At 58.9% G+C, this 12,824-nt stretch carries 9 protein-coding genes; 3 read left to right on the top strand and 6 right to left on the bottom strand.

Going from position 1 to position 12,824, the window contains the following annotated elements; all coding sequences use genetic code 11:
* Positions 1–75: 75 nt before the first annotated feature.
* Both rho and trxA read right to left on the bottom strand, forming a co-directional pair.
* Positions 76–1,335, bottom strand: a complete 1,260-nt coding sequence (gene rho, locus J9788_RS17565; RefSeq protein WP_004934188.1) for a transcription termination factor Rho — start codon at positions 1,333–1,335, stop codon at positions 76–78.
* 400 nt (positions 1,336–1,735) lie between these two features.
* Positions 1,736–2,062, bottom strand: coding sequence for a thioredoxin TrxA (trxA, locus tag J9788_RS17570; RefSeq protein WP_004934187.1), 327 nt, complete (start codon positions 2,060–2,062; stop codon positions 1,736–1,738).
* A gap of 131 nt (positions 2,063–2,193) precedes the next feature.
* Between trxA and rhlB the strand changes: the two genes are divergently transcribed.
* Together rhlB and ppx are read left to right on the top strand one after the other, a co-directional pair.
* Positions 2,194–3,480, top strand: coding sequence for an ATP-dependent RNA helicase RhlB (gene rhlB, locus J9788_RS17575; RefSeq protein ID WP_025160400.1), 1,287 nt, complete (start codon positions 2,194–2,196; stop codon positions 3,478–3,480).
* Between the two features lie 5 nt (positions 3,481–3,485).
* Complete coding sequence (ppx, locus tag J9788_RS17580) at positions 3,486–4,982, top strand: exopolyphosphatase (protein ID WP_182265643.1); 1,497 nt, start codon at positions 3,486–3,488, stop codon at positions 4,980–4,982.
* A 32-nt stretch (positions 4,983–5,014) separates the two neighbouring features.
* Here ppx and rep read toward each other — a convergent pair whose 3' ends face one another.
* Positions 5,015–7,039: a DNA helicase Rep gene (gene rep, locus J9788_RS17585; protein ID WP_033652441.1), complete on the bottom strand. Its 2,025-nt coding sequence runs from the start codon at positions 7,037–7,039 to the stop codon at positions 5,015–5,017.
* A gap of 109 nt (positions 7,040–7,148) precedes the next feature.
* Between rep and ppiC the strand changes: the two genes are divergently transcribed.
* Complete coding sequence (gene ppiC, locus J9788_RS17590; protein ID WP_004934175.1) at positions 7,149–7,430, top strand: peptidylprolyl isomerase PpiC; 282 nt, start codon at positions 7,149–7,151, stop codon at positions 7,428–7,430.
* A 24-nt stretch (positions 7,431–7,454) separates the two neighbouring features.
* Here the strand turns inward: ppiC and J9788_RS17595 are convergent, their stop codons facing one another.
* From J9788_RS17595 to hmsP, 3 genes are all read right to left on the bottom strand, one after another.
* A complete protein-coding gene (locus J9788_RS17595) occupies positions 7,455–8,960 on the bottom strand; it encodes a pitrilysin family protein (protein ID WP_182265642.1) in 1,506 nt (501 codons plus the stop codon).
* A gap of 260 nt (positions 8,961–9,220) precedes the next feature.
* Positions 9,221–10,507, bottom strand: a complete 1,287-nt coding sequence (locus J9788_RS17600; RefSeq protein ID WP_033645049.1) for a dicarboxylate/amino acid:cation symporter — start codon at positions 10,505–10,507, stop codon at positions 9,221–9,223.
* 273 nt (positions 10,508–10,780) lie between these two features.
* Entirely contained in the window at positions 10,781–12,787 is a 2,007-nt protein-coding gene (hmsP, locus tag J9788_RS17605) for a biofilm formation regulator HmsP (protein WP_042783438.1), read from the bottom strand.
* Between the last annotated feature and the right edge of the window lie 37 nt (positions 12,788–12,824).

Consider the following 12,824-nt stretch of genomic DNA (forward strand, 5'->3'; position numbering starts at 1 on the left):
ACTGCTACTTATCGTATCCGCCAAAAGCGAAAAACGCCACGACTAGGCGTGGCGTTCAGCGAATTTTTTAACGAATTATGAGCGTTTCATCATATCGAAGAATTCATCGTTGGTTTTAGTCATCGCCAACTTATTAATGAGGAACTCCATCGCGTCGATTTCACCCATCGGATGAATGATTTTGCGCAGGATCCACATTTTTTGCAGCTCTTCAGAGGTGGTGAGCAGCTCTTCTTTACGGGTACCGGAGCGGTTGTAATCGATAGCCGGGAATACGCGTTTCTCGGCGATTTTACGCGCCAGATGCAATTCCATGTTGCCGGTACCTTTAAATTCTTCGTAGATCACTTCATCCATCTTCGAACCGGTATCAACCAGCGCGGTCGCGATGATGGTCAGGCTGCCGCCCTCTTCCACGTTACGCGCCGCACCGAAGAAGCGCTTCGGACGATGCAGGGCGTTGGCGTCCACACCACCTGTCAGCACCTTGCCCGAGGCCGGCACCACGGTGTTGTAGGCGCGCGCCAGACGGGTGATAGAGTCGAGCAGAATGATCACGTCTTTCTTGTGCTCAACCAGGCGCTTGGCCTTCTCGATCACCATTTCGGCCACTTGCACGTGACGCGAAGCCGGCTCGTCGAAGGTCGATGCGATCACTTCGCCTTTCACCAGGCGCTGCATCTCGGTCACTTCTTCCGGACGTTCGTCGATCAGCAGCACCATCAGCACACAGTCTGGGTGGTTGTAGGCGATGCTCTGCGCGATGTTCTGCAGCAGCATGGTTTTACCGGCTTTCGGCGGTGCCACGATCAGGCCACGCTGGCCGCGGCCAATCGGCGCCGCCAGATCCAGTACGCGCGCCGTCAAGTCTTCGGTCGAGCCGTTGCCGCGCTCCATCCGCAGACGGGAATTGGCGTGCAGCGGCGTCAAGTTCTCGAACAGGATCTTGCTGCGGGCGTTTTCCGGCTTGTCGTAGTTGACTTCGTTGACTTTCAGCAGGGCAAAATAGCGCTCGCCTTCTTTTGGCGGACGAATCTTACCGGAAATGGTGTCACCTGTGCGGAGGTTGAAGCGGCGGATTTGGCTAGGGGATACGTAGATGTCGTCGGGACCGGCGAGGTAGGAACTGTCTCCAGAGCGGAGGAAACCGAATCCATCCTGCAATATCTCGAGCACGCCGTCGCCGAAGATATCTTCTCCGCTTTTCGCATGTTGCTTCAGAATGGAGAAGATGATGTCCTGCTTGCGCATGCGGGCAAGGTTTTCCAGCCCCATATTTTCGCCGAGAGTAATCAGCTCAGAAACCGGCGTATTCTTTAATTCGGTAAGATTCATAGTGGTGGGTTCTTAAACTCGGGGTATGTCTCGAACTTGTATCGTGAATGGTATGGCAGCGAGATGCGTGCCTGTTTACTGGACGTTCGATCACCGGGCGCAGAGCCGTCGCGGTAAGAAATGGCTTACATCGGGCGCACGCATTGACGGTTGAAGATCGAAGGTACCTTAAAAATGATTTTTGCAAAACCGTTTGATTGCCAAAACACGGGTTGAGTTCAGTTTACTTTCAACGCCAGTGGTTCGACACAGAGTATAGCTTTAGATTCAAACTCTTTAGATTTAAAACTTCGGGCAAGTTCTATATGCAGTGTGGTTAAACTTAACACGCTTCTTGGCAGGCGTCTAGCGGTGAATTGAACATCACCGCCAGGCGCCTGATACTGGGCTTCCCGCCCGATTACAGATTCGCGTTCAGGAAATCTTTGAGCTGACCTTTGGACAACGCGCCAACCTTGGTCGCGGCCACTTCACCGTTCTTGAACAGCAACAGCGTAGGGATGCCACGGATACCGTACTTAGGCGCGGTAGCCGGGTTCTGATCGATATTCAGCTTGGTGATGGTCAGTTTGCCTTCGAACTCTTCGGCAATCTCATCCAGAATCGGAGCAATCATCTTGCACGGCCCACACCATTCAGCCCAGAAATCGACCAGGATCGGCCCTTCCGCTTTCAGCACGTCAGCTTCGAAGCTGCTGTCAGTCAGGTGAATAATTTTATCGCTCATGTTCTACTCCACAGGATTATGTCTACCTTGTTGGTGTAGCATTAACCAACTCAAGGTGATTTTATTGCACCGCGTTTATTTCAACGGATGTGCTTTCGTAAAGCAATAGTTAGCTGATATTCTACCACACTATGAGCAAAACACACTTGACCGAACAGAAGTTTTCCGACTTCGCCCTGCACCCGTTAGTCCTTGAAGCCCTTGAGAAAAAAGGGTTTCACAATTGCACGCCCATCCAGGCGTTAGCATTGCCGCTCACGCTCTCCGGGCGTGACGTTGCAGGTCAGGCGCAAACCGGTACCGGAAAGACGCTGGCGTTTTTGGCGTCTACTTTTCACTATTTGCTGACCCACCCGGCGAAACAGGATCGCCAGACCAATCAGCCGCGCGCCTTGATCATGGCGCCTACGCGTGAACTGGCGGTGCAAATCCACTCCGATGCGGAAGCCCTCTCCCAGACCACCGGCCTGAAGCTGGGCCTGGCCTACGGCGGCGACGGCTACGACAAACAGCTGAAAGTGCTGGAAAGCGGCGTGGACATTCTGATTGGCACCACCGGCCGTTTAATCGATTACACCAAGCAGAACTATGTCGATCTCGGCGCGATGCAGGTCGTCGTGCTGGATGAAGCCGATCGCATGTACGATCTCGGCTTTATCAAAGACATCCGTTGGCTGTTCCGCCGCATGCCTGCGGCCGATCAACGCCTGAACATGCTGTTCTCCGCCACGCTGTCCTATCGCGTACGCGAACTGGCCTTCGAGCAGATGAACAACGCCGAATATGTTGAAGTGGAACCGGAACAGAAAACCGGCCACCGCATTAAAGAAGAGCTGTTCTACCCGTCCAACGAAGAAAAAATGCGTCTGCTGCAGACGCTGATCGAAGAAGAGTGGCCGGATCGCGCCATCATCTTCGCCAACACCAAGCACCGCTGCGAAGACATCTGGGGCCACCTGGCCGCCGACGGTCACCGCGTCGGCCTGCTGACCGGTGACGTAGCGCAGAAAAAACGCCTGCGCATCCTCGACGACTTCACCAAGGGCAATCTGGATATCCTGGTCGCCACCGACGTCGCCGCGCGCGGTCTGCACATTCCCGCCGTCACGCACGTCTTCAATTACGATCTGCCTGACGACTGCGAAGACTACGTGCACCGCATCGGCCGTACCGGCCGAGCAGGTGCCAGCGGTCACTCCATCAGCCTGGCTTGTGAAGAGTACGCGCTCAACCTGCCGGCGATCGAGACCTATATCGATCACAGCATTCCAGTGAGCAAGTACAACAGCGATGCGCTGCTGACCGATCTACCGGCGCCGAAGCGCCTGTCGCGTCCGCGCGGCGGCAACGGCCCACGTCGCAACTCCGCGCCACGTCGCGGCGGCGCGCCGCGCAACAACCGTAAACGTTCGAGCTGATCGCCATGCTCAGCTCCAGCACGCTTTATGCTGCCATCGATCTCGGCTCCAACAGCTTCCATATGCTGGTGGTGCGCGAGGTGGCCGGCAGCATTCAGACTCTGGCGCGGATCAAGCGCAAAGTGCGCCTGGCGGCCGGGCTGGATCAGAATAATCACCTGTCGCATGAGGCCATGCAGCGCGGCTGGCAGTGTCTGCGGCTGTTCTCCGAACGCCTGCAGGACATTCCGCGCGAGCAGATCCGCGTTGTCGCCACCGCCACGCTGCGTCTGGCGTCCAACGCCGATGAGTTTCTGCAGGCCGCCGAGCAAATCCTCGGCTGCCCGGTGCAGGTCATCAGCGGTGAAGAAGAGGCGCGGCTGATTTATCACGGCGTCGCACACACCACCGGCGGGCCGGATCGTCGGCTGGTCGTCGATATCGGCGGCGGCAGTACCGAACTGGTCACCGGCACCGGCGCACAGGCATCGCAGCTGTACAGCCTGTCGATGGGCTGCGTCACCTGGCTGGAGCGCTACTTCAGCGATCGCAACCTCGGGCAAGAAAACTTCGAGCGCGCCGAACAGGCCGCGCGCGAAATGGTGCGGCCGATCGCGCCGCAGCTGCGCCAGCACGGTTGGCAAATCTGCGTCGGCGCTTCCGGCACCGTACAAGCGCTGCAGGAAATCATGGTGGCGCAAGGCATGGATGAACGCATCACCCTGCCCAAGCTGCGCCAGTTGAAACAGCGGGCCATTCAGTGCGGCAAGCTGGAAGAGCTGGAGATCGAAGGGTTGACGCTGGAACGCGCGCTGGTCTTCCCGAGCGGCCTGTCCATTCTGCTGGCCATCTTCCAGGAACTGGGTATCGAAAGCATGATGCTGGCCGGCGGTGCGCTGCGTGAAGGCCTGGTTTACGGCATGCTGCATCTGCCGGTGGAGCAGGATATTCGCACCCGCACCATCCGCAACCTGCAGCGTCGCTACCTGATCGACACCGAGCAGGCCGAGCGCGTCAGCCAGCTCGCCGCCAACTTCTCGCAGCAGGTCGCCAACGAGTGGCAGTTGGATGCGCGATGTCGCGAGCTATTACACAGCGCCAGCCTGATCCACGAACTCGGCCTCAGCGTCGATTTCAAGCAGGCGCCGCAACACGCCGCCTACCTGATCCGCCACCTGGACTTACCCGGTTTTACTCCCGCGCAGAAAAAACTGCTGGCCACCCTGTTGCAAAACCAGAGCAACACCCTCGACCTGTCGCTGTTGAACCAGCAAAACGCCCTGCCGCCGCGCACCGCGCAGCGTCTGTGCCGCATTTTGCGCCTGGCGATCATCTTCGCCAGCCGCCGCCGCGACGACACGCTACCGGCGGTGCGTTTACGCGCCAATCAGGACGATGACCTGACGGTGATCTTGCCGCCGGGTTGGCTGGAGCAGCATCCGCTGCGCGCCGAGGCGCTGGAGCAGGAAAGCCACTGGCAGAGCTACGTCCACTGGACGCTGCGGTTGGAAGAACAACGTTGAAATGACAAGGGCGCGATGAGCGCCCTTGCTTTTTAATTCCCGCCTTTGGCCTTGGCCAACTGGGCGCGGATATTGGCCAGATGGCTCTGCCCCTTCTGCATCCGCTCCTGCGGGCTCACCACTTTGCGCTCGGTTTCCCACGCCAAATCGTCCTGCGGCAGCTCCAACAGGAATCGGCTCGGCTCCGGCCGCACCAACTCACCGTACTGACGGCGTTCGCGGCACAGGGTGAAGATCAGCTCTTTTTGCGCACGGGTGATCCCTACATAGGCCAAACGCCGCTCTTCATCGACATTGTCTTCGTCGATGCTGCTCTGGTGCGGCAGCAGCCCCTCTTCCATGCCCACCAGGAACACGTAGGGGAACTCCAACCCTTTGGAAGCGTGCAGCGTCATCAGCTGCACCTGATCCAGCTCCTCTTCGCTTTCACCTCGCTCCATCATGTCGCGCAGGGTGAAACGCGTCACGACCTGAGTCAGCGTCATCGGCTCGTCCAAATCGTTGCCTTCCAGCATCTCCGTCATCCAACCGAACAGCGTATTGACGTTCTTCATCCGCATTTCGGCGGCCTTCGGGCTGGTCGAGGTTTCAAACAGCCAGCTCTCATAATCCACGCCGCGGATCAGATCGCGCACCGCCGCCACCGGCTCACGCTCCGCCTGCTGGGCGATGCCGCCCAGCCAGTGGGTGAAACGCTGCAGCGATTCCAGCCCGCGCCCGGTCAGGTGCTGGCTCAGCCCCAGATCGAAGCTGGCATGGAACAAACTCTTGTTGCGCTGGTTGGCCCACTCGCCGAGCTTCTGCAGCGTCGCCGGGCCGATCTCGCGCTTGGGAGTATTGACGATACGCAGGAAGGCGCTGTCGTCCTCCGGGTTGGTCAGCACGCGCAGGTAGGCCAGCAAATCCTTGATCTCGGGGCGGGAGAAGAACGACGTACCGCCGGAAATCTTGTACGGGATGCGGTTCTGCATCAGCATCTTTTCAAACACCCGCGACTGGTGGTTGCCGCGGTACAGAATCGCATAGTCGCCGTAGTTGGTTTTTTTCACGAAGTGGTGGGCGATCAGTTCCCCCACCACGCGCTCGGCTTCGTGATCCTCGTTATTGGCGGTCACCACCTTCAGCTCTTCGCCATACCCGAGTTCGGAAAACAGCCGTTTTTCAAACACGTGCGGGTTATTGGCGATCAGGATGTTGGCCGCCTTCAGAATGCGCTCGCTGGAGCGATAATTTTGCTCCAGTTTGATCACCTGCAGCGCCGGGAAATCTTCCTTCAACAGCACCAGGTTCTGCGGCCGCGCGCCGCGCCAGGAGTAGATCGACTGATCGTCGTCGCCCACCACGGTAAAGCGCGCGCGATGGCCCACCAGCAGCTTCACCAGCTCGTATTGGCTGGTGTTGGTATCCTGATACTCATCCACCAGCAGATAGCGAATGCGCTGCTGCCAGCGTTCACGCACCTCTTCGTTGCGTTGCAGCAGCAGCGTCGGCAACAGGATCAAATCGTCGAAGTCCAGCACGTTGCACGCCCGCATATGGGCGTGGTAAAGACCGTAGCAATGGGCGAACAGTTTGTCGCGCTCCGAGCGCGCCAGCTCCGCCGCCCGCTGGGGATCGATCAGGTCGTTTTTCCAGTTGGAGATGGTCGAAATCAGCTGCGCCACCAGCGTTTTATCGCTTTCCAGCCACTTTTCGGTCAGCTCTTTCAGCAATGCCAGCTGATCCTGGTCGTCGAACAGCGAAAAGTTGGACTTCATGCCCAGCGCCACATATTCCCGCTTGATGATCTCCAGCCCCAGGGTGTGGAAGGTGGAAATCATCAGCCCGCGCGCCTCTTTGCGTCCCAGGGTTTGCGACACGCGCTCTTTCATCTCGCGCGCGGCTTTGTTGGTAAAGGTCACGGCGGCGATGTGCCGCGCCTGGTAGCCGCAGTGGTGGATCAGGTGGGCTATCTTGTTGGTGATAACGCGCGTCTTGCCGGAACCGGCACCGGCCAACACCAGGCAGGGCCCGGTAACGAATTCGACGGCTTGTTGTTGGCTGGGGTTTAATCGCATGGCGCTGACTGGCTCGACTGTAAAACGTGGAAGGGAATTGTAGCAGAAAGCGCCGATGAGATTTAGCGGGTATAATCAGCGCAATTTTCGCATCGATAAAGGCAATACCATGGCAAAAACGGCGTGCGCCCTGCACATTCTGGTAGACAATGAAAAGCTGGCCAACGAGCTGCTGGCCAAGCTGAAGCGCGGCGTCAGCTTCGACACGCTGGCGCGCAAATACTCGAGTTGCCCGTCAAAACGCAACGGCGGCTCGCTGGGCGAATTCAACAAAGGCGCAATGGTGCCTGCGTTCGATAAAGCGGTGTTCAGCATTCCGCTGCTCAAACCTTACGGCCCGGTCAAAACCCAGTTCGGTTACCACATCATCAAGGTGCTGTACCGCAACTAGGGGGCCTGAGCCCCCTGCCACGAATTACTGCGCGCCAGCGGCGTCCGTCGCCGGCGCAGCCACCGCGGTGTCGGCCGGTTTGGCTTCTTCCGTCACCACCGCCGGCGCCGGCATCATGATGCCGTCATAGGTATCCTGCAACTGCTTCATGCTCATTTCCGGCTCGCCCTTCGGCTGCATCAGCACCAGCGTCGCCTCCTGAGACAACTGCAGCTTCAGCGCCTGATTCAGCGTCTCCAGCGTCAGGCTGGACAGGAACTCCTGGCGCAGCTTCTGGTACAGCTCCGGCGCGATATCCACCACCCCGCTCTGCTGTGACCGCAGACGCTGGCTCATCAGCACGTCGGTGTCGGTACGGGCGTAGGTCGCGAACAGCTTGCTCAGCTGATCGTTTTTCTGCGCCAGCAGCGCATCGAATTCCTCTTTCGACAGGCCGTTGTCACGCACGTTGGCCAGTTCGCGGGCAATGAAGCCCAGGCTGCCGTTCAGATTGTTGTTCGGCGTATCCAGGTGGATGGCGCACTGCCCGCGCTGGTACTGCACGCGGCAGTCAAAGCCCAAATGCAGGTTTTTCTGGTCGCTTTTTTCCAGCGTCTGCTGGAGGTGCCAGAACAACGCCTCGCGGGCGAGATCGCCACGCCAGTAGCGCAGCAGGCTTTGCGAATCGCGAATCGGGTGCCATGGCGAATCCCACATGATCGACAGCGTATCCTGCTTCACCTGCTCGCTGATCAGGCTCACCGGCTGCTGCGGCAGCGGCGTCAAGGTCGGCAACGGAGCCGGGGTTTCACGTTTGCCCTGCAGCGGCGAGAAGGCCTTGTTGATCTGCTCGCCCAGGCTGCGGCTGTCAACCTTGCCGACCACGAACAGCGTCATGGCGTCCGGTGTGTACCACTGCTGATAGAATTTCTTCAACTGCTCAAGGTTGACCGGCCGTTTCGCCGGCTGCGCCGGATCGTGCGCCAGCAGCGTCGAGCCTTTCAGGCGGTAACGCCACCAGGCGTCTTTGGTATTGGGTGGGAAAGTGCCGACCGGATTGATGCTGGAATTCATCACCGCGTGCACCGTGTGCTCGTCGATCGCCAGTTTGCCGGTGGTGTCCGCCAGCCAGGCCAGCGCTTCTTTCAGCAGATCGGGCCGGTTGTTCGGCAAGCTGAGGTTATACATGGTGAAATCGTACGAGATGATAGCCGGCGGCAGCGGCCGCTCGTTATCTACGCTCTGCTGCCACAGCGCCCGCAGCTGCGGCGCCGTGAAGCTTTCGCTGCGCGTCAACGCCAGCCGCGGCAGCAGGTGGGCAAAGCCGGTCTGCTGCGAAGACTCCACCAAAGAGCCGGTATTGACGATCAGCCGCAGTTCCACGCGGTCGCTCGGCCGCTGCGGCGTATCGAGAATCTGCCATGAAAACCCGTTGGCCAGCGCCCCCTGCTGCCAGGCAGGATCGGGTTGTAGTGCTTCAGCCTGCACGCTGCCACTGGCTGCCGCCAGTAGCAGCCCACCAACTATAAGATGAATTCTGGTGCCCTGCATGTGAACCCCTACTTAATGACTATCCAATTTCTTATGCAAATGCGTGTATTCCATTCAATGGAATCATAAAAATACGCCCTGAGTTTCACGGTGGGGCGGAAAGCAGAAAGTGTACCATCGTGTTAGACCGCGCGCCTTTGCGGATGTCACTCATTAGAGTGAAAAATAATAGATTGCGGGGTTTTTAATGCAAAAAATCGTTACGAGGCAGGGGAAGAAGCTCACCGGCCGCGGATGCGGCCGGTGATTTATCGCCGAAATCAGGCGGAAGGCAGCGTTTTGTCCGCGCCGGTGTTTTTGTTGTTCAGGGTGTCTTTCAGCTGCTTCTCATCCAGCTGATTACACCATTTGGCCACGACCACGGTCGCCACGCCATTGCCCACCAGGTTGGTCAGCGCGCGGGCTTCCGACATAAAGCGGTCGATGCCGAGGATCAGCGCCAGGCCGGCCAGCGGCAGGTGGCCTACGGCGGAGATGGTGGCGGCCAACACGATAAAGCCGCTGCCGGTCACGCCCGCCGCCCCTTTGGAGGAGAGCAGCAACACCACCAGCAGGGTAATCTGATGCATGATATCCATGTGGGTATTGGTCGCCTGAGCGATAAACACCGCGGCCATGGTCAGGTAGATAGAGGTGCCGTCCAGGTTGAAGGAGTATCCGGTCGGGATCACCAGGCCCACCACCGATTTCTTGCAGCCCAACTTCTCCATTTTATCCAGCATGCGCGGCAGCGCGGATTCGGACGACGAGGTTCCCAGCACGATCAGCAGCTCTTCTTTGATGTAGTTGACGAATTTGAAGATGCTGAAGCCGTTGGCGCGGGCGATGCTGCCCAACACCACTACCACGAACAGGATGCAGGTAATATAGAAACACACGATCAGCTGGCCGAGTTGCACCAGCGTGCCGACGCCGTATTTACCGATGGTAAACGCCATGGCGCCGAAGGCCCCCAGCGGCGCCAGGCGCATGATCATGTTGATGATGCCGAAAATCACCCGCGAGAAGCTGTCGATCACGTTGTAGATCAGCTGCCCTTTGTCGCCCAGACGATGCAGGGCGAAGCCGAACAGCACCGCGAACAGCAGCACCTGAAGAATGTTGCCGCTGGCGAACGCGCCGATCACGCTGCCGGGGATGATGTCCAGCAGGAACGGAATGATGCCCTGCTGCTGCGCCTGCTCGGCGTAGATCGCCACCGCTTTGGCGTCCAGCGTACCGGGATCGACGTTCATGCCAGCGCCCGGTTGCACCAGGTTGACGATCACCAGGCCGATAATCAGCGCGAGGGTGCTGACGATTTCAAAATACAGCAGCGCGATGGCGCCGGTGCGCCCCACCGCCTTCATGCTTTCCATGCCGGCGATGCCGGTCACCACGGTGCAGAAAATCACCGGGGCGATAATCATCTTGATCAGTTTGACGAAGCCATCGCCCAAGGGTTTCATCTGGGCGCCGAGGTCAGGGTAGAAGTGGCCAAGCAGGATACCCAGCGTGATCGCCGTCAGCACCTGAAAATAGAGGCTCTTAAAAATTGTTGTTTTCATATGAACATCCTATGGGGGGAAGACACGCACCAGGCGGCAGTCTAAAAATCCAGCCTGTTCATTGCTTGCGCGGAAAATAACACCCACTTAACAACATGGAAATAATTTGTTGCACCCACTCCTCAGGGTTGATGTGAATTTAAGAGCTGAAACGCGTCAGTCGGGGTGCAAAGCTGAAAATTGCGTAAGCCTTTGTTTGCACTAACGCAAAAGAGGTATGAGGAGAATAGCGATTTTCGGACGGGGAAAAGTACCGGAAAGGTAACGCGGCGCTCACGGCGCCGCGCGGCAAAACTCGGTTTCGAACGCTTCACGCGGCAGCGGCCGAGCGAACAGGAACCCTTGCCCGCTGCGAATGCCGTGCTTCAGCAGCCAGTCGCGCTGCTCGGCGTTTTCCACGCCTTCGGCCATCACCGGCAACGCCAGCACTTCGGAGATTGAACTGACGATGCGCACCATTGCATCGTCGGCCGGCAGCCCCTGAATGAAACTGCGGTCGATTTTTATCAAATCGATCGGCAGGGATTTCAACCGGTTCAGGTACTCCAGGCTGGAGTAACCCATGCCGAAGTCGTCCAGCGCGATCGACAGCCCCAGATCGTGCAGCTCGCGCAGCAGCGCCAGCGCGCGGTCGAGATCGTCGATGCGTACCGTCTCGGTGATCTCCAGCAGCAGCTTGCGCGGATCGATCCGATACTGCGCCAGCAGATTTTTCAGATGCGGAACAAACGCCTCGTCCTGCATCTGAATGCCGGAAACGTTGACCGCCAGCGGCAGCGCAATGCCGCGCTGCTGCCAGTCCGCCAGGATACGGCAGGACTCTTCCAGCACCCAGTTGCCGAGCGGCACAATCACGCCCAGCTCTTCCGCGAGCGGAATGACGTCGGCCGGCAGGGTATAGCTGCCGTCGTATTGCTGCCAACGCAGCAACGCTTCTGCGCCAATCACCTCGTTGGACTGCATGTCGATCTGCGGCTGCAGGAACAGCGTGAAATGCCGCTGCTCAATGCCGTGCAGGATCTCGCTCTCCTGCGTCAATCGCTTCTGCGTGCGCTCCGTCAGGCTGGGTTCGAAGAACAGGATCTGATTTTTCCCTTCGCGATGCGCGGACATCATCGCCGAGGTGGCGCTGCGCAGCAGCTGTTCCGCGCTCTCCCCCTGATTGAGGTAGTGGGCGATGCCGATGCTGGCGTTGGGCCGCAGCGCCAGGCCTTCCAGCGTCAACGGCGCGTTGATCTCCGCCATGATGCGCCGCGCCAGCTGCATGGCGTGGAACGGCCGCTCGATGCCCTTGGCCAGGATGGCGAATTCGGTATTGCTCAGCTGTGCCAGCACGCCGTTTTCGTCAATGCAGCCGCGCAGCTTCTTCGCCAGCGCCAACAGCAATGCCTCACGCATCGCCGGGCTCATCACGCCCGACGCTTCATGCAGCGTCTCGATGCCGATCACCAGCAGGTTAAAACGCTCGGGGCGCAGGCTGGAGGCGATATGCTGTTCCAGCAACGCGTTCAGCAAGGCCGGGTTCGGCAGTTCGGTCACCGGGTGGCGGGTGCTCAGGCGGCTCATGTCGGCATGCGCCTTGGCCAGCGTCTGTTGATTGCGGTTGTAGTTGCGCACCAGCAGGCCGAGCTCGTCGTCCTGGTGCAGCGCCGGCAGCATCAGCTGGTGATAAGGCGCCTCGTCCTGCGAGATGTTTTCCAGCTCTTTGGCCATCGCGCGCAGCGGATGCACCATCAGCCGGTTCATGCACCAGGTGATGGACACCGACAGGATCAGCGCCAGCAGCAGGTAGGTCGACAGCATGGTCGACAAAATGCTGAGGATAAACTGGTACATGCGGAACGAATCGGCCTGCAGCACCAGGTAGGCCAGCGGCTGCTGATTGGCCGGCACCCGTTCCAGCGAATAGAGCGGCACGGAAATTTGGATAGGCAACTCAAACAGCCGGGCGATCAGCGTCGGCACCGGCCGCTCCGGCGGGAAATTGGCGTGCAGCGCCTGAAACTCGTTCGGCAAGACGATATCCGCCCGGCTCAGAATGCCGACCGGCAACAGCGTATTCAGCACCTTTTTGGCTTCCGGCACGTCCATGCGCAGCACCGCTTCCGCCAGCGGCTGGCGTACGGAGTGAGCGATATTCTCCAGTTGCTGGGCGTAGTCATCCCTGCGCTGCTGCACAAAATGGAACAACTGAATCACGATAAAGATACAGATCGTGACCAGCGCCACGCCGGACACTGTCGCCATCTGCTTAATCGTTAACGAACGCCTGACCCGCAAACCTGCTCTCCGTAAAATCGGGCTGAAACAAAAAGGG

The sequence above is a fragment of the Serratia sp. X10 genome, assembly GCF_017811775.1.
Classification (GTDB): domain Bacteria; phylum Pseudomonadota; class Gammaproteobacteria; order Enterobacterales; family Enterobacteriaceae; genus Serratia; species Serratia ureilytica.

Excerpts from the sequence above, each read along its gene's own strand:
- rho (WP_004934188.1), bottom strand. The coding sequence starts at position 1,335 with ATGAATCTTACCGAATTAAAGAATACGCCGGTTTCTGAGCTGATTACT.
- trxA (WP_004934187.1), bottom strand. The coding sequence starts at position 2,062 with ATGAGCGATAAAATTATTCACCTGACTGACAGCAGCTTCGAAGCTGAC.
- rhlB (WP_025160400.1), top strand. The coding sequence starts at position 2,194 with ATGAGCAAAACACACTTGACCGAACAGAAGTTTTCCGACTTCGCCCTG.
- ppx (WP_182265643.1), top strand. The coding sequence starts at position 3,486 with ATGCTCAGCTCCAGCACGCTTTATGCTGCCATCGATCTCGGCTCCAAC.
- rep (WP_033652441.1), bottom strand. The coding sequence starts at position 7,039 with ATGCGATTAAACCCCAGCCAACAACAAGCCGTCGAATTCGTTACCGGG.
- ppiC (WP_004934175.1), top strand. The coding sequence starts at position 7,149 with ATGGCAAAAACGGCGTGCGCCCTGCACATTCTGGTAGACAATGAAAAG.
- J9788_RS17595 (WP_182265642.1), bottom strand. The coding sequence starts at position 8,960 with ATGCAGGGCACCAGAATTCATCTTATAGTTGGTGGGCTGCTACTGGCG.
- J9788_RS17600 (WP_033645049.1), bottom strand. The coding sequence starts at position 10,507 with ATGAAAACAACAATTTTTAAGAGCCTCTATTTTCAGGTGCTGACGGCG.